Source organism: Formosa sp. S-31, from assembly GCF_051172795.1.
Taxonomy (GTDB): domain Bacteria; phylum Bacteroidota; class Bacteroidia; order Flavobacteriales; family Flavobacteriaceae; genus Formosa.
On record NZ_JAENDK010000004.1, the window covers coordinates 253,700 to 268,801 of the forward strand.

Annotated in this window: 16 protein-coding genes and 2 tRNA genes; 7 read left to right on the plus strand and 11 right to left on the minus strand. The window is 36.7% G+C overall.

Going from position 1 to position 15,102, the window contains the following annotated elements:
- Nucleotides 1-133 precede the first annotated feature (133 nt).
- From I3217_RS06860 to I3217_RS06870, 3 genes are all read left to right on the plus strand, one after another.
- Nucleotides 134-205 (plus strand) — tRNA-Gly (locus I3217_RS06860).
- Nucleotides 206-230: 25 nt separating this feature from the next.
- A tRNA-Leu gene (locus I3217_RS06865) sits at nucleotides 231-316 on the plus strand.
- A gap of 180 nt (nucleotides 317-496) precedes the next feature.
- Nucleotides 497-889 carry a hypothetical protein gene (locus tag I3217_RS06870; RefSeq protein WP_435049009.1) on the plus strand — a complete coding sequence of 131 codons (393 nt, stop codon included), beginning with the start codon at nucleotides 497-499 and terminating at the stop codon, nucleotides 887-889.
- Nucleotides 890-967: 78 nt separating this feature from the next.
- Here I3217_RS06870 and I3217_RS06875 read toward each other — a convergent pair whose 3' ends face one another.
- On the minus strand, nucleotides 968-1,336 hold the full coding sequence (locus tag I3217_RS06875) for a hypothetical protein (RefSeq protein WP_435049010.1): 369 nt from the start codon (nucleotides 1,334-1,336) through the stop codon (nucleotides 968-970).
- Nucleotides 1,337-1,433: 97 nt separating this feature from the next.
- Nucleotides 1,434-2,675, minus strand: a complete 1,242-nt coding sequence (locus I3217_RS06880) for a 3-deoxy-D-manno-octulosonic acid transferase (RefSeq protein ID WP_435049011.1) — start codon at nucleotides 2,673-2,675, stop codon at nucleotides 1,434-1,436.
- A 154-nt stretch (nucleotides 2,676-2,829) separates the two neighbouring features.
- On the opposite strand from I3217_RS06880, the gene I3217_RS06885 reads away from it, so the two are divergent.
- From I3217_RS06885 to I3217_RS06895, 3 genes are all read left to right on the plus strand, one after another.
- Complete coding sequence (locus I3217_RS06885; RefSeq protein ID WP_435049012.1) at nucleotides 2,830-3,963, plus strand: DegT/DnrJ/EryC1/StrS family aminotransferase; 1,134 nt, start codon at nucleotides 2,830-2,832, stop codon at nucleotides 3,961-3,963.
- On the plus strand, nucleotides 3,956-4,978 hold the full coding sequence (galE, locus tag I3217_RS06890; protein WP_435049013.1) for a UDP-glucose 4-epimerase GalE: 1,023 nt from the start codon (nucleotides 3,956-3,958) through the stop codon (nucleotides 4,976-4,978). The genes I3217_RS06885 and galE overlap by 8 nt, the downstream gene beginning before the upstream one ends.
- A 267-nt stretch (nucleotides 4,979-5,245) precedes the next feature.
- Nucleotides 5,246-5,437 carry a hypothetical protein gene (locus I3217_RS06895; RefSeq protein ID WP_435049014.1) on the plus strand — a complete coding sequence of 64 codons (192 nt, stop codon included), beginning with the start codon at nucleotides 5,246-5,248 and terminating at the stop codon, nucleotides 5,435-5,437.
- A gap of 59 nt (nucleotides 5,438-5,496) precedes the next feature.
- Here the strand turns inward: I3217_RS06895 and lspA are convergent, their stop codons facing one another.
- The 5 genes from lspA to I3217_RS06920 form a co-directional block, all read right to left on the minus strand.
- Nucleotides 5,497-5,991 (minus strand): signal peptidase II, encoded by a 495-nt coding sequence (gene lspA, locus I3217_RS06900; protein WP_435049015.1) that lies wholly within the window; start codon nucleotides 5,989-5,991, stop codon nucleotides 5,497-5,499.
- Nucleotides 5,991-6,887 (minus strand): ACP S-malonyltransferase, encoded by an 897-nt coding sequence (gene fabD / locus I3217_RS06905; RefSeq protein WP_435049016.1) that lies wholly within the window; start codon nucleotides 6,885-6,887, stop codon nucleotides 5,991-5,993. Before fabD ends, lspA begins: the two co-directional genes overlap by 1 nt.
- Nucleotides 6,888-6,941: 54 nt before the next feature.
- Nucleotides 6,942-7,505 carry a sugar O-acetyltransferase gene (locus I3217_RS06910; protein WP_435049017.1) on the minus strand — a complete coding sequence of 188 codons (564 nt, stop codon included), beginning with the start codon at nucleotides 7,503-7,505 and terminating at the stop codon, nucleotides 6,942-6,944.
- Nucleotides 7,506-7,517: 12 nt separating this feature from the next.
- Nucleotides 7,518-9,077, minus strand: coding sequence for an NAD(P)/FAD-dependent oxidoreductase (locus tag I3217_RS06915; RefSeq protein ID WP_435049018.1), 1,560 nt, complete (start codon nucleotides 9,075-9,077; stop codon nucleotides 7,518-7,520).
- 105 nt (nucleotides 9,078-9,182) lie between these two features.
- Entirely contained in the window at nucleotides 9,183-10,082 is a 900-nt protein-coding gene (locus I3217_RS06920) for a dihydrofolate reductase (RefSeq protein WP_435049019.1), read from the minus strand.
- Nucleotides 10,083-10,324: 242 nt separating this feature from the next.
- Here I3217_RS06920 and I3217_RS06925 point away from each other — a divergent pair, with 242 nt between their 5' ends.
- Nucleotides 10,325-10,621 carry an isoamylase early set domain-containing protein gene (locus I3217_RS06925; protein WP_435049020.1) on the plus strand — a complete coding sequence of 99 codons (297 nt, stop codon included), beginning with the start codon at nucleotides 10,325-10,327 and terminating at the stop codon, nucleotides 10,619-10,621.
- Between the two features lie 38 nt (nucleotides 10,622-10,659).
- On the opposite strand, the gene I3217_RS06930 is transcribed toward I3217_RS06925, so the two are convergent.
- The 4 genes from I3217_RS06930 to I3217_RS06945 form a co-directional block, all read right to left on the minus strand.
- On the minus strand, nucleotides 10,660-11,484 hold the full coding sequence (locus I3217_RS06930) for a thymidylate synthase (protein WP_435049021.1): 825 nt from the start codon (nucleotides 11,482-11,484) through the stop codon (nucleotides 10,660-10,662).
- Between the two features lie 90 nt (nucleotides 11,485-11,574).
- Entirely contained in the window at nucleotides 11,575-13,290 is a 1,716-nt protein-coding gene (locus tag I3217_RS06935) for a NupC/NupG family nucleoside CNT transporter (protein ID WP_435049022.1), read from the minus strand.
- 21 nt (nucleotides 13,291-13,311) lie between these two features.
- Nucleotides 13,312-13,923, minus strand: a complete 612-nt coding sequence (locus I3217_RS06940) for a bifunctional nuclease domain-containing protein (protein WP_435049023.1) — start codon at nucleotides 13,921-13,923, stop codon at nucleotides 13,312-13,314.
- A gap of 170 nt (nucleotides 13,924-14,093) precedes the next feature.
- Nucleotides 14,094-15,056: an electron transfer flavoprotein subunit alpha/FixB family protein gene (locus I3217_RS06945; RefSeq protein WP_435049024.1), complete on the minus strand. Its 963-nt coding sequence runs from the start codon at nucleotides 15,054-15,056 to the stop codon at nucleotides 14,094-14,096.
- Nucleotides 15,057-15,102 lie beyond the last annotated feature (46 nt).

A 15,102-nucleotide genomic window follows, 5' to 3' on the forward strand; every position in this document is an offset into this window, starting at 1 on the left:
TATTCTAAATATGTTTAATTTCTTGGCTTTAATAAGGAATAAATTTTTTGAATAAAAAGCTTTGAGATTTCAATAAATATCCTAAATTTGCATCCGCAATAGCGATATTGTTAAGTTCATTAAAAAACACTACGCGAAAGTAGCTCAGGGGTAGAGCATCACCTTGCCAAGGTGAGGGTCGCGGGTTCAAATCCCGTCTTTCGCTCTGTACACTGTTATAATATACCAATGCAGAAGTGGTGGAATTGGTAGACACGTTGGACTTAAAATCCAATGGGTAGTAATGCCCGTGCGGGTTCAAGTCCCGCCTTCTGTACTAAAGCCTTTATCGAAAGATAGAGGCTTTTTTAGTTTTTATACTTTCCGTTTTGTGGGTGTTTAAGCTGATTTTCTTGTTATTCTATTTTACGAGTATCACGGCTTTAATATTTTAAAATTAGCTTTTTCTAAATGGTTTTAATTGCTTAAATTTAAGCAACTTAAAACGCTATTAATTATGAATATTACATGTAAACGCATTAGTTTTATGCTGTTGCTTTTAGTGTCCTTTGCTTTACAGGCTCAGGAGATTACTATGCCTTCTGCAGATTTTTCGAAAGATTTATTGTCTACTTTAAAACCAGGTAACGATTTGGGAATAACATCCGACGTTGCAAGTAAGCTTGAAAGTGAAAACCAGAGTTTTGTGAGCGATGTGGTTGATATTATGGGAAGCTCGGATGATGATGCTACCAAAAAACTTAAAATTAATAATCGTAAAAACGAACGAGATAATGCTTTAGGTAAGGTGTTTGGGAGTGACGATGCTTTAAAATCCTATAAAAAGAAGATTAAAAAAGAAATGAAGCCATTTAAAAGGAAGTATAAATTAGCGACTTTAATTTTTTAAGGTACTTACAAATAGAATTAGAAAAGCGACCAGAATTAAGTTTCGGGTCGCTTTTTTTGTTAATCTTGATCAAGGATGTTATTCACCTTGTATGGCATCATTCGTTTTGTCGGCTGCTTTTTTTACAGCTTCTTTGGTGTCGTCTGCGGCTTCTTCGATGGCATCTCCTGTATCATCTACCATCTCGCCGGTCTTATCTACAGCATCATCAATAGCTTCTCCAGTAGCGTCCATGGCGTTGTCTATGGCCTCCCCAGCTTCATCTGCAGCATGATCTAAGGCTTTGCCAGTATCATCTACTGTTTTTTCTATAGCATCTCCTGTGGCTTCAGCTGCGTTTTCTACGGCATCAGCTGCACTTTCAGATTTTTCTTTTACATCTCTACAAGAAATAAATGTGCTTCCTAATGCAATAATTAGAGCCACACTTAAAATTGATTTTTTCATAAATAAGGTTTTTTAGTGTTGATTTAAGTCTTAAAGGTAATAACTTATTGTTTAACAGTGTATTGTGTTGCGTGTTTTTTTGCATTACCTGTTAGCTTTAAAAGTATTTACGAAGAAAATTTGTAATATGGATTACGGCTCCTTGATTGTTTTTAATAAACTCGGCGTTGGCTTTTCCTGTTTGTGCTCTTAAATTCGAATCGGAAATTAGAAGGTCTATGATGCTGTTTAATTCAGTCTGGGATGAGATGGAAAACATACTTTTATTAGTAATCATATACTGAGCTTCAGGAAATTTCTCGTAGTGTTTTCCAATAATAATAGGTACTCCAAATACGGCAGGTTCTAAGGTGTTATGCAAACCTGTTGTTCCTGCAGCGCCGCCTACATAGGCAATATCGGCATAGTTGTATATTTTAGTCAGTAGTCCAATAGTGTCAATAATTAAAACTTTGGCACTAGCTAAAGATTGTGCGTCCATTTCAGAATACAGTATAGATTTTACTTGTAAACCAGATTTAAGCTGATTGATTTGTTGAGATTTAATATTGTGAGGTGCAATTATAAATTTAAGATTTTTATGCTCGGTAGTATTAATATACGCTGTGAGATAGACTTCGTCTTCCGGCCAGGTGCTTCCCGCGACTAAACATAAATTGTCTTGTTTGAATGTCTCTATAAATGGCAGGGTGTTGTCTGTTTTTAACTGATTTGATACACGATCGAACCTAGTGTCTCCCGAAATAGATACGTTAGTATAATTAATAGATTCCAATAAGAGTTTTGAAGCTTCGTTCTGGGTAAAAACATGTTTAAAGCCAAAAAGCGCCTGTCTCATAAACCCACCATAAAATTTAAAATAAGACTGTTGTTTTCTAAACAAAGCAGAAATTAAAATAGCGTTTAAATCCCGTTTTTTTAGTTCTAATAAAAAATTTGGCCAGATGTCGTATTTAACAAAAACTGATAATTCCGGGTTTACCTGTGTAATGAAACGTTTTGCGTTACCGGGAGTGTCAAGAGGTAAATAGGTAACGACATCTGCTACAGGCGTATTTTTTCGGATTTCGTAGCCTGAAGGCGAAAAGAAGGTTAAAACAATTTTATGTTTTGGGTAGAGGTTTCGCAAGGCAGAAAATACAGGCAGTCCTTGTTCGTATTCTCCCAGCGAGGCACAATGAAACCAAAGTGTTTTGTCTGACGGTTGCAGAGAATTGTCTAAAATTTTAAAGGTTTCTTTTCTGCCAAGAACACCTAGTTTTATTTTTGAATTAAATAAAGCCACTATCTTTAACAGATATTTTGCAGTGATAATGCCTATATTATAAATTATTTTCAAAATCTATTTCTTTAGGGCAAAAATACGTTTCTTATCTAGAAATTCATTGGTTAACGTTGCTGAATTTCGTAATTTCGTGAGTTCAATATCCCGTACGGATTTTTTAATTTATAGTTCAAAATACAATAGTATCCAGGACTTTAATTTCTTTCACATGAAAAATATTCAAATGGTTGACCTTAAAGGTCAATATAGTAAAATAGAGGCTGTTGTAAATGCTTCTATTCAAGAAGTTTTAGAAACCACTTCCTTTATAAATGGCCCTAAAGTTCACGAATTTCAGAAAAATCTTGAATGTTATTTAAACGTTAAACACGTCATTCCATGTGCCAACGGTACCGATGCTTTGCAGATAGCCATGATGGGACTTGGTTTAAAACCAGGTGATGAAGTTATAACTGCCGATTTTACTTTTGCGGCGACCGTTGAGGTTATTGCTTTATTGCAGTTAACTCCGGTTTTGGTAGATGTTGAGCCTGATACATTTAATATTAGCGTAGACGCTATTAGAAAAGCTATTACTCCAAAAACCAAGGCTATAGTACCTGTTCATTTATTTGGTCAGTGTGCTAATATGGAAGCTATTATGGAATTGGCGGGAGAGCACAATTTATTTGTAATTGAAGATAATGCGCAGGCTATTGGAGCAAATTACACTTACAAGGATGGTAAAAAGGTAAAAGTTGGTACTATTGGACATGTTAGCTCAACGTCTTTTTTCCCTTCTAAAAATTTAGGGTGTTATGGCGATGGAGGAGCAATTTTTACTAACGACGATCAGTTAGCACATACGATCAGAGGTATTGTAAATCATGGAATGTACGAGCGTTACCATCACGATGTGGTTGGTGTAAATTCCAGATTAGATTCTATTCAGGCTGCGGTGTTGGATGCTAAATTACCACACCTGGATGCGTATAATAAAGCCAGAATTGAAGCGGCTAAAAAGTATGACGAGGCGTTTAAAAATGAAGATAAAATTACAGTTCCTTTTAGATCTGGGGAAGAAGATAATCACGTGTTTCATCAGTATACCTTAAAGGTTAACGGTGTAGATCGCGATGCTCTGGTAAAGCATTTAAATGAAAAGGGGATACCTTGTGGAGTGTATTATCCAATTCCGTTACACAATCAAAAAGCCTATAAGGACGACCGTTATAATGAAGCGGATTTTGAGGTTACCAATCAGTTGGTAAAAGAGGTGATTTCATTGCCTATGCATACTGAGTTGGAAGACGATCAGATTGAGTTTATTACATCAACCATAAAAGCATTTATAAATGAGTAAAATTTTAGTAACCGGAGGACTTGGTTTTATTGGCTCTCATACGGTAGTGGAACTTCAAAAAGAAGGTTTTGAGGTGGTAATTATCGACAATCTTTCAAATTCATCAATAAACGTATTAGACGGTATTACGGCTATAACAGGTAAAAAGCCAATTTTTGAAAAACTGGATTTAAGAGAAAAAAGTGCCGTTCAGGAATTTTTTAAAACTCATAACGATGTTAAAGGTGTTATCCATTTTGCAGCGAGTAAGGCTGTAGGGGAAAGTGTAGAGAATCCGTTGTTGTATTACGAGAACAACATTAATACTTTGGTATATGTTTTACAGGAATTAAATAAATTAAAAGAAGCTAATTTTATCTTTAGTTCTTCCTGTACGGTTTATGGTCAGGCCGATGAATTGCCTATAACCGAAAACGCACCGGTTAAACCTGCAGAGTCGCCTTATGGTAATACGAAACAGATAGGAGAGGAAATAATTAAGGATACCTGTAAAGTAAGTGCGCAATTAAATGCCATTGCTTTGCGTTATTTTAATCCGGTAGGGTCTCATGAAAGTGCTTTAATTGGAGAGTTGCCAATTGGCGTGCCTCAGAATTTAGTGCCTTTTATTACACAAACAGCAATAGGCTTAAGAGAGCAATTGTCTGTTTTTGGCGATGATTACCCTACTGAAGATGGTACCTGTATTCGCGATTATATTCATGTTGTGGATTTAGCTAAGGCTCACGTTGTGGCTTTGCAACGTTTGTTAGCGCATAAAAATGAAACAAATTTTGAAGTGTTTAATCTGGGGACAGGAACAGGAAGTTCGGTTTTAGAAGTTATTAAATCTTTTGAGCGTGTTTCCGGAGAAACATTAAATTATAAAATAGCTCCCAGAAGGGCAGGAGATGTTATAGCTGCTTATGCGCATACTGAAAAGGCGAATAAAGTGTTAGGTTGGAAATCTGATTTAACTTTGGATGACGCTATGGCTTCGGCCTGGAAATGGGAAAAACATATTAGAGAACAATAAATTAAGTAAGTGTTAATTTAGTTGAAAACCTTCATTACAAATTGCTGTAATGGAGGTTTTTTTATGCTTAAAAAGGATATTGATTTAGTGAATTTTATAAGAAACAATCACCGAATTTTGACTGAAAATCTGTTGTTATATTTTTAGTTAAATCTAAAAATCGTTGTTAAATACTTAAAAATTAGGTTAAAATGCTTGAATTAGCTTCTAATTCTTGTAATTGGAAATTCATCTTTGTATACTAGTGGTTAAATGATAAATGATATTATGAAATTGATTACAATAAAACGGGAAACCAAAGAAGAAAAAAGATTCACACCAAAAATGGGTGAATTAATTACAAAAGTAACGTACATAAAACGTTTGTTTTTAAATGTACCAATTCAAACCCTTCATAAATATAGGGAAACTTATTACGGAGAAGTTAAAGACTGTGCAGAATGTAGTTTACAAGCATAATAGAAAAGCCCCGAGATTATCTCGGGGCTTTTCTGTATTTTGGTTTAGCGATTCTTTGCTTAGGAAGCTTTAGCTTTTTTTGTTTTAAAGTTGGAGTACAACAATAGCCCCATACCTAACATTACAGACATGTCGGCAACATTAAATACACCTGTTTTAAAAATTCCTCCTAAATCTATATGAAGGAAATCGGTTACAGAACCATACATAATACGGTCGTAAACATTAGCAATTCCGCCACCAACAATACAAGAAAAAGCAATGACAGATATCTTGTCTAAGGATTTATTGCTTAAAATATAATACAGTACATAGCCCAATACTACAATAGGCAAAGCCAGTAAAAAAATATTTTTTAGTGTTGGGTTTAAATCACTACCTAAACTTAAAAAAGCACCGGAGTTTTCCACATTTGTAAGTATGAATTTATCTCCGATAAGTTCCGTTGTTTTATATGGTGTAACATAAAGTCTAACCAGTACCTTGGAAATTTGATCCAAGGCAATGTTTAATGCAATTAAAGCAAGAATAAACGCAGTTCTGGAAAGTTTCATTAATTACTTTCGATTTCAAAAGTTGCAGAGGCTGTTTGAGCGTCTCTGTTAATTTTTTTAACCAAACCTTGTAATACTTTTCCTGGACCAACTTCGGTGAAATGTGTTGCACCATCAGCAATCATTTGTTGCACAGATTGGGTCCATTTTACAGGAGCTGTTAATTGTGAAATTAAATTTTCTTTAATTTCATTTTCATCTGTTATAGCAGAAGCCGTTACGTTTTGGTAAATCGGGCAGTTTGGTTTACTGAATGTTGTGTTTTTAATAGCTGTAGCTAATTCTTCGCGGGCAGGTTCCATCATTGGAGAATGGAAAGCTCCTCCTACTGGTAATATTAAAGCGCGTTTTGCTCCGGCAGCTTTTAAGGCTTCACAGGCTTTTTCTACAGCTTCAACCTCTCCGGAAATAACTAATTGTCCCGGACAGTTGTAATTTGCAGCCACAACAACACCTTCTATTTCTGCACAAACATCTTCTACTACTTTATCTTCCAGACCTAAAACAGCAGCCATAGTACTTGGTGATATTTCGCAAGCTTTTTGCATGGCTTGAGCGCGTTGCGATACTAATTTTAAAGCGTCTTCAAAAGTTAAAGCACCTGCGGCAACTAATGCAGAAAATTCACCTAGCGAATGTCCGGCAACCATATCTGGTTTAAAGCTATCTCCTAAAGTTTTGGCTAAAATAACCGAGTGTAAAAAGATTGCTGGTTGAGTAACTTTGGTTTGTTTAAGGTCTTCAGCGCTACCTTCAAACATGATATCGGTAATTGAAAACCCTAGAATTTCATTTGCTTTTTCAAATAATTCTTGTGCTAAAGTAGAGTTTTCGTAAAGGTCTAATCCCATTCCGGTAAACTGAGCACCCTGACCTGGAAATATATATGCATTCATGATATTAAATTTTATGCTGCAAAAATAGTAATTATAAATAGAAATTAGGGTCTTCTACGACTTGCTATTGTTTATGGTTTTGATAATTTTAGCCGGATTCCCTGCAATAACCACATCGTCTGGAAAGCTTTTTGTAACAACCGATCCGGCTCCCACAACCACATTGTCTCCTAAAGTTACTCCGGGACAAATGGTACTGTTGCCTCCAACCCAGACGTTGTTTCCTATGCTAATTGGTTTTCCTAATTCTTTTCCGCTGTTTCTGGAGTTTGCTTCAATGGGGTGAGTCGCAGAATATAGCTGTACATTAGGAGCAAACATGACGTTGTCACCTATGCTTACCTGAGCAACATCTAATATGCAACAGCCGTAATTCATAAAAAAGTTTTTCCCGGCTTTAATATTAAAGCCATAGTCGCATTGAAAAGGAGGTTCTATTCGCAAATTATCTTCAGCGTCTATAAGTTGATTGAATAAAGTATCTCGTTCGGCTTTGGACTCTTCTGTTAAGGCATTTGCTTTTTGAAATAGCATTCTTGCGCGATAACGAGCCGCTTCCAATTCCGGATCTGAAGGTTTATACATTAAACCGGCCAGCATTTTTTCCTTTTCCGTCATAATCATTTTTAGCTATAAGTTTCTCGCCGCGGCTTCAGCACAACGTTCACCATCCATCGCAGCAGAAATGATACCGCCTGCATAGCCTCCGCCTTCACCACATGGAAATAAGCCTTCAATTTGTGGGTGTTCCAGATATTCGTTTCGCGGTATACTTACCGGGGAAGATGTTCTGGATTCTACACCTATAATATTTGCTTCTGCCGTATAGTAGCCTTTCATTTTCTGACCGAAGGCTTCAAAGCCTTTTCGTAAACTTTTACCAATTAATTTGGGTAACAACGAGTGTAAGGGTACACTTTTAATACCTGGTTGGTAAGAGGTTGGATTTAAGTCGTTGGAGAGTCGTCCTTCAACAAAATCGGTCAGACGTTGAGCAGGAGCAACCTGACTTCTTCCTCCCGAAGTGAAGGCGAGACGCTCCAGATCTTTTTGATATTCCAGAGCTTTTAAAGGGCCAAAGTGCTCGTATTTATTTAAATCTTTATCGGCATTTATTTCTACAACGATGCCCGAATTGGCAAATTCGTTATTGCGTTTAGAAGGCGACATGCCGTTAACAACCACTTCTCCATTTGCTGTTGCGGCTGGTACGATAAATCCGCCCGGACACATGCAAAAAGAATAGACGCCGCGATTATTAACCTGTTGTACAAGACTGTACGCTGCCGCAGGTAAAACTTCGTGTCGCGGTCCGTTACAATGGTATTGAATAGAGTCGATAATATGCTGCGGATGCTCTACGCGAACGCCCATGGCAAAAGATTTGGCCTCTATAGCAATAGCTTTATTATGTAGTAGATGAAAGATGTCTCTAGCGGAATGTCCTGTAGCAAGAATTACCCGATTTACTGCCATTTCTTCACCATTTTGAAGTTGTATAGCTGTAATTTGATTATTGGTAATGGTGAAATCTGTTACTCGGGTTTGAAAATGAACTTCACCGCCGTATTTTAAAATAGTTTCTCTAATATTCTGAACTACTTTCGGTAGTTTATTAGTTCCGATGTGAGGGTGGGCATCGATTAAAATTTGAGATGTTGCGCCATGGTATACCAGATTTTCAAAAATACGCCTAACATCTCCGCGTTTTAAACTTCTGGTGTATAACTTACCATCGGAATACGTGCCTGCGCCACCTTCTCCAAAACAATAGTTGGAGTCTTCGTTAACTTCGTGAAACTGATTAATGAATCGCAAATCTCTACGGCGTTCCTGTACATTTTTACCGCGTTCTAGAACTATGGGTTTAAAGCCAAGTTCGATACAGCGTAAGGCGGCATACATTCCTGCAGGACCAAAACCAATAATGTGAATAGGTTTAGCCTTAGATACATCTTTATAATCAAACTGGTACTGTGAGCTTTCTTCAGGTTTTTGATTGATATAAACAGCCACTTTATAATTGAATACAATAGCAGGCTTACGAGCATCTATGGATTTTCGTAATACTTTAACAGCAGAAATTTCTGCTAAATCCAGGTGTAAAGCTTTTGCTGATTTAACCCGTAAAATATCCTTTTGCCCAGCTTCTTCCTGAAGCGTGATGCGCAGCTGAATGTCTTTTATCATGCTGCAAATTTACTTAAAATTGTAATGCCTTAAGTTTTACAAAAACAGAAAGCGGCAAATAGTTTAAGCGTTATGTTTTTTAGGGGAAAAGTATGTGAATAAGGATTATATTCTTTCGTAGGTTATAAAAGTATATTCATGATCGTTTTGTTCGTCTTTAGGGTGGAATTTAGTAAATGTTTCTTTCCATTCCGCCGGATTAATTTCTGGGAAAAAAGTATCGGCTTCAAAGGACTCATGTACACGGGTTAATTCAATTGTATTGGCATAGGGTAAGGCTTGTTTATAGATTTCACCTCCGCCTATAATATAAGGTTGTGCGTCTGCCTGAGCAGCATCTAAAGCATCTTCTAAATTATGTACAATAATGACGCCTTGGGGCGCTTTGTAATTTTGTTGATTGGTAATAACAATATGTGTGCGGTTTGGTAGTGGCTTTGGGAAGCTTTCAAACGTTTTTCTTCCCATTATAATGCAATGTCCAGAAGTTAGAGATTTAAAGCGTTGTAAATCGTCCCTTAAATGCCAGATTAAGGTGTTGTCTTTTCCAATAGCATTGTTTTCTGCTACAGCAACGATAAGTGTAAGATTCTTAGGAGTAGTCAGCTTTTTTTTTTCAGGCAAACTTGTTTTAGGAATCTCGGTGCTTACATTCTTTTCCAGCTCAGCTATGCGTTCTTTTTGTTTTGCAACTAATTTATCGAGTTGCGACTGTTCCCAGTCTGCCCCCATAAATTTATGAATTACAAAAACATTAAAGGCATGGTATAACAATAAAAGGAACCAGAACCCCACCACATATACAAACCAGTCTACATTAAAAGGACGAAATTTTTCCGCAATGTGAAGTCCTAAGTTGGCCACAATTATGGCAACCGATCCAATTAAAAAAAGTATAAAATGCGTGTATAAACCTTTTTTTTGTTTAATACGTTTTTGCGCGTTTTTTATAAGTTCCAATTGCTCTTTATCAATTTGAGGGGTGCTTTTCTTTTTCCCGAACATAGGCGTAATTGTTAGTGAAGTAAAGTTACTATTTTCCTGATTAAATTATATCATTTTTGTTAAAATCATGGTTTACAGCCTTTGCTTTGTTGACATATTTAAAAATATTTCAATCAAAATTGAAAAGATAAAATTTTAATGAATTTATTTTTAAGAAAACGATAATTATTTGGTCATCAGTTGTTTGTTTTTAAATTACGTGTTAAACTTTTGTATTTTTAGAGAAACAAAAAATAAATGTTATGGCAATTTCAAAACAGTATTTAAAAAGTAAACCGATTTGTAAAGTAACTTTTACTGTCCCGGCAGGTGATGCAGAGAAGGTTATGGTAGTAGGAAGTTTTAATGACTGGGACACTAAAAAAGAACCTTTAAAAAAGTTGAAAAACGGAACATTTAAAGGGGTGATAAATTTGGAAACGGATAATTCGTATGAATTCAGATACTTGGTTGATGGGACGTATGTAAGTGAAACAGAAGCAGACGGTTTGGTTTGGAATGATTTTGCAGCAGCAGAAAACAGTGTTATAACAGTATAAAAATAAAAAAGCATTTCTATTAAGAAATGCTTTTGTTGTTAGATTGCCACTGCTCCTTTTATATGCGGATGCGGATTGTAATCCTTAAGTGTAAAGTCTTCAAATTTAAAGTCGAAAATATCTTTTATTTCCGGGTTTAAAATCATTTTAGGTAAAGGTCTCGGCTCTCGGGATAACTGTAGTTCTACCTGTTCAAAATGATTGCTGTATATGTGAGCATCTCCAAAGGTGTGAATAAATTCTCCTGCTTCGTAACCGCAAACCTGTGCTATCATCATGGTTAAAAGTGCATAAGATGCAATGTTAAACGGCACGCCTAAAAAGATATCTGCACTGCGCTGATATAGCTGACATGATAATTTACCGTTGGCCACATAAAACTGAAAAAAGGCATGACAAGGAGGTAAAGCAGCTTTGCCGTTAGCAACATTTTCATCGAAGGATTTACTGGTGTCTGGTAATACTGAAGGGTTCCATGCCGAAACGAGCATGCGTCGGCTGTCTGGATTGGTTTTCAGTGTTTCAATAATTTCCTTAATCTGATCGATTTCATCACTGTTCCAATTGCGCCATTGGTGGCCATAAACCGGACCTAAATCACCGTTTTGATCAGCCCATTCATTCCATATTTTAACACCGTTATCGGTTAAATATTTAATGTTCGTGTCACCTTTTAAAAACCAGAGTAATTCGTAAATAATCGATTTTAGATGTAGTTTTTTTGTGGTTACCATTGGGAAACCTTCACTTAAATCGAATCGCATTTGATAGCCGAAAACACTTTTTGTTCCCGTGCCTGTACGGTCTTCTTTAACGTTTCCTGTTTCTAAAACGTGTTTAACCAGGTCTAAATATTGTTTCATTCAGGTATCAATTTCTGGCTGTAAAAGTACAGAATACCTGGCGGAATACTAAGGAGTAAAATCTTAAAAATCAGAAAAGTTATTAACGGCTTATCCAATAATCATTCCCGCAATGGTAGCAGATAACAGAGAAGCTACAGTACCACCAATTAAGGCGCGTATACCAAATTCAGAAAGTGTTTTGCGTTTGCCTGGAGCCAGAGAACCTATACCGCCAATTTGTATTCCTATTGATGCAAAATTTGCAAATCCGCATAACATATAAGTCGCCATGATTACCGATTTTTCAAATTTAAAATGGATAGGATTAGCTACGTTTTTTAATTCGGCTAACTGGATGTAGCCAACGAATTCACTGGCCGCAAGTTTTATACCTAATAACTGTCCCATTAAAGCCATGTCTTCTTTTGCTACTCCTATAATCCACATTAATGGCGAAAATAAATAGCCTAAAACAAACTCTAAGGAAAAAGCGGTATATGGTGTATTTTCGGCTATCCATTGGTTTAAACCTCCCAATGATCCAAGCTTTCCAAAGCCATAATTTATCATGGCAATAAAGGCTACGAAAACTAAAAGCATGGCCCCGACATTAGCGGCTAATTTTAAGCCTTCTGTGGTGCCGTTTGCAATAGCGTCTAAAATGTTAGATCCGATGTGCTCTTGAGATACTTCAACTTCAGAACTAATTGGATCCTGTTGCGGATATAGTAATTTGGAGATGACTATTGCGCCAGGAGCTGCCATTACCGAGGCTGTAAGCAGGTGCTTGGCGTAAAATAATTTTAAGGCCTGGTCTTCGCCTCCAAGAAATCCGATATAGGCAGCAAGTACACCTCCGGCAACAGTAGCCATACCGCCGACCATAACTAATAGAATTTCAGACCTGGTCATACGTTCCAGATAGGCTTTAATCATTAGAGGTGCTTCGGTTTGACCTAGAAAGATATTTCCGGCAACACTTAGACTTTCGGCTCCCGAAATGCCTAATAATTTCGTTAAAACCCAAGCCATACCACGAACTACAATTTGTATAACTCCTAAATAAAACAGTACGGAGGTAAGGGCAGAGAAGAAAATGATGGTAGGTAGAATTTGAAATACAAATATAAACCCGAAACTATCTACATTCATCATATCACCTAACAGGAAAACACTTCCTGCCTGGGTGAATTCTAATATTTTTACAAAAATTTTCCCAACAAACTCGAAGGCGCGCTGTACAAATTCAATTTTTAAAACGCCAATAGCTAACAGTAATTGAGCACTTAAACCTGCGCCTATTGTTTTCCAGTTAATAGCTTTTTTGTTAGCACTTAAAAGGTAGCAGATTACCAAGAGGACTAGCATGCCAAACACGCCTTTAAGTAGACTTTTTGTTGTAAATCCCTGACTAGAAATTATGGTGTTGTTTTCACCGGAAGCTAAGCCGCCTTCTGTTTTAATAACTGGAGCGGTAAAATAATAGGTATTGTTTTTTTCGGTAAGGACTAAAGTAGAGTCAGTAAGTTTCGAAATTTTGTAATGGCCAATAATATCTTCGGGTTGTGAATGATAAAATACCAGTAATTTGTTCTGGAGCATGTAATCACCGTGACTTAATAGGCTGTCGTTAGCTGTGGCTTGCATACTAAATTCTCCGTTTGTAAGAATGAGAGACTTTAAGTTTGGTGTTGCCAAAACAGAACTGTCTTCTATTTTAGTCTGTTGGCTGTCCAGGAGCCACGATTTTTCTAAACTTTGTGCATGGATATTATTTATAAGGCCTAGAATAAAAAACGAAAGGGCGAATAAAATGTGTTTCATGCGTTGCGGTGTGGCCTAAAGTTAACGTTTGGAAATTTCGTCTCGAATTTTTGCTGCCTTTTCATAATCTTCATTGGTAACAGCTTCGTCCAGCAAGTGATTTAATTCTTCTAAGGTTTTTCCTTTATACTCATCTTGCTGAGAAGGTGTATCTGCATCCTCAGTTACCAGATCTTCAACCAGGATATCTGGTTGCGTATCGCCTTCTTTTTCCGGGTTTACTTTTAAATAAATTCCGGCCTTATCTAAAATATTTTTATACGTGAAAATCGGAGCCTGAAAACGTAAAGCCAAGGCAATAGCATCACTGGTTCTGGCGTCTATAATCTCTTCAATTTTATCGCGTTCGCAAATCAGGCTGGAATAAAAAACTCCGTCTACCAATTTATGAATAATAACCTGTTTAACTGTAATGTCAAACCGGTCGGAGAAATTTTTAAATAAGTCATGAGTTAAAGGTCTGGGCGGTCTGATTTCTTTTTCTAAAGCAATGGCAATAGATTGTGCTTCGAAGGCACCAATAACGATAGGTAGTTTACGGTCTCCATCTACCTCATTGAGGATTAATGCGTAAGCTCCATTTTGCGTTTGGCTGTAAGAAATTCCTTTTATATTAAGTCTAACTAAACTCATAAATTAAAAACACAAAAGACTGTTTAAATTGGGACTTTACCAAACCTATTTAAAATTTTTTGTTAAAATTTAATGGAAATAATAGGTCAACTCCTTAAAATTTAATTTCAAAATTAGAAGGGTAGGAGTCTTTTAAACAGTCTTTTATTATAACTACAAGTTAATAAAAATTAAGCGTTTTGAGCTTTAAAGGCTTTTAATTTTTCTATTAATTGTGGCACAACCTCAAAGGCATCGCCAACCACACCGTAATCTGCGGCCTTAAAGAAAGGCGCTTCAGGATCGGTGTTAATAACGAGTTTCACTTTAGATGCGTTAATTCCGGCAAGGTGTTGTATAGCGCCCGAGATACCAATGGCAATATATAAGTTTGCCGCTACAGGTTTTCCTGTTTGTCCAACGTGTTCGCCATGAGGTCTCCAGCCTAAATCAGAAACAGGCTTAGAACATGCTGTAGCAGCGCCAAGTACTTCGGCTAACTCTTCAACCATACCCCAGTTTTCAGGGCCTTTTAATCCGCGACCTCCGGAAACCACAATTTCTGCATCGGCAATGGTAACTTTATCGGTAGCTTTATCTACAGATTCTACATGGACTCCGCTTTCTAAAATACTTGGTGAAAAATCTACGGTTTCAAGTACGGTTTCAGAAGGTTTTAATCCAAAGGCATTTTTAGAAAGACCTACTAATTTAACATCTGTACTTATACTGGTTTCATTGAAAGCTTTATTCGTAAACGCCATACGTTTAACTGTAAAAGGCGAAATGTTTGAAGGTGCAGCAACTACGTTTGATGCATAGCCAGCCTTTAAAGCAACAGCTAATAGAGGAGCTAGGTATTTACTGTTGGCACTTGAGCTTACAATAACAACTTTAGCATCTTCATGATTGGCTGCCTGTTTAATTATATCGGAATAGGTCTTAGCGTTGAAGGTGTCTAAGTCTGGATTTTTAACATGTAAAACCTTAGAAACACCATAAGAGCCTAAAGGCGTCGTGTCGTTTACATTAATGGCAATAGCTGTAACTGTTGTTCCTAACTGGTCGGCTACAGTTTTTGCGTAAGATGCAACCTCTAAAGCTATTTTTTTTAATTGTCCCTGATCGGACTCTGTATATACTAGAACTGACATGTGATTTACATTTTTTTGAATGTATTCCTGTTTATAAGGAATAAAG

Bases quoted from the DNA above. Each gene is read 5' to 3' on its own strand.
- I3217_RS06870 (WP_435049009.1), top strand. From the start codon at position 497: ATGAATATTACATGTAAACGCATTAGTTTTATGCTGTTGCTTTTAGTG.
- I3217_RS06875 (WP_435049010.1), bottom strand. From the start codon at position 1,336: ATGAAAAAATCAATTTTAAGTGTGGCTCTAATTATTGCATTAGGAAGC.
- I3217_RS06885 (WP_435049012.1), top strand. From the start codon at position 2,830: ATGAAAAATATTCAAATGGTTGACCTTAAAGGTCAATATAGTAAAATA.
- galE (WP_435049013.1), top strand. From the start codon at position 3,956: ATGAGTAAAATTTTAGTAACCGGAGGACTTGGTTTTATTGGCTCTCAT.
- I3217_RS06895 (WP_435049014.1), top strand. From the start codon at position 5,246: ATGAAATTGATTACAATAAAACGGGAAACCAAAGAAGAAAAAAGATTC.
- lspA (WP_435049015.1), bottom strand. From the start codon at position 5,991: ATGAAACTTTCCAGAACTGCGTTTATTCTTGCTTTAATTGCATTAAAC.
- fabD (WP_435049016.1), bottom strand. From the start codon at position 6,887: ATGAATGCATATATATTTCCAGGTCAGGGTGCTCAGTTTACCGGAATG.
- I3217_RS06910 (WP_435049017.1), bottom strand. From the start codon at position 7,505: ATGACGGAAAAGGAAAAAATGCTGGCCGGTTTAATGTATAAACCTTCA.
- I3217_RS06915 (WP_435049018.1), bottom strand. From the start codon at position 9,077: ATGATAAAAGACATTCAGCTGCGCATCACGCTTCAGGAAGAAGCTGGG.
- I3217_RS06920 (WP_435049019.1), bottom strand. From the start codon at position 10,082: ATGTTCGGGAAAAAGAAAAGCACCCCTCAAATTGATAAAGAGCAATTG.
- I3217_RS06925 (WP_435049020.1), top strand. From the start codon at position 10,325: ATGGCAATTTCAAAACAGTATTTAAAAAGTAAACCGATTTGTAAAGTA.
- I3217_RS06930 (WP_435049021.1), bottom strand. From the start codon at position 11,484: ATGAAACAATATTTAGACCTGGTTAAACACGTTTTAGAAACAGGAAAC.
- I3217_RS06935 (WP_435049022.1), bottom strand. From the start codon at position 13,290: ATGAAACACATTTTATTCGCCCTTTCGTTTTTTATTCTAGGCCTTATA.
- I3217_RS06940 (WP_435049023.1), bottom strand. From the start codon at position 13,923: ATGAGTTTAGTTAGACTTAATATAAAAGGAATTTCTTACAGCCAAACG.
- I3217_RS06945 (WP_435049024.1), bottom strand. From the start codon at position 15,056: ATGTCAGTTCTAGTATATACAGAGTCCGATCAGGGACAATTAAAAAAA.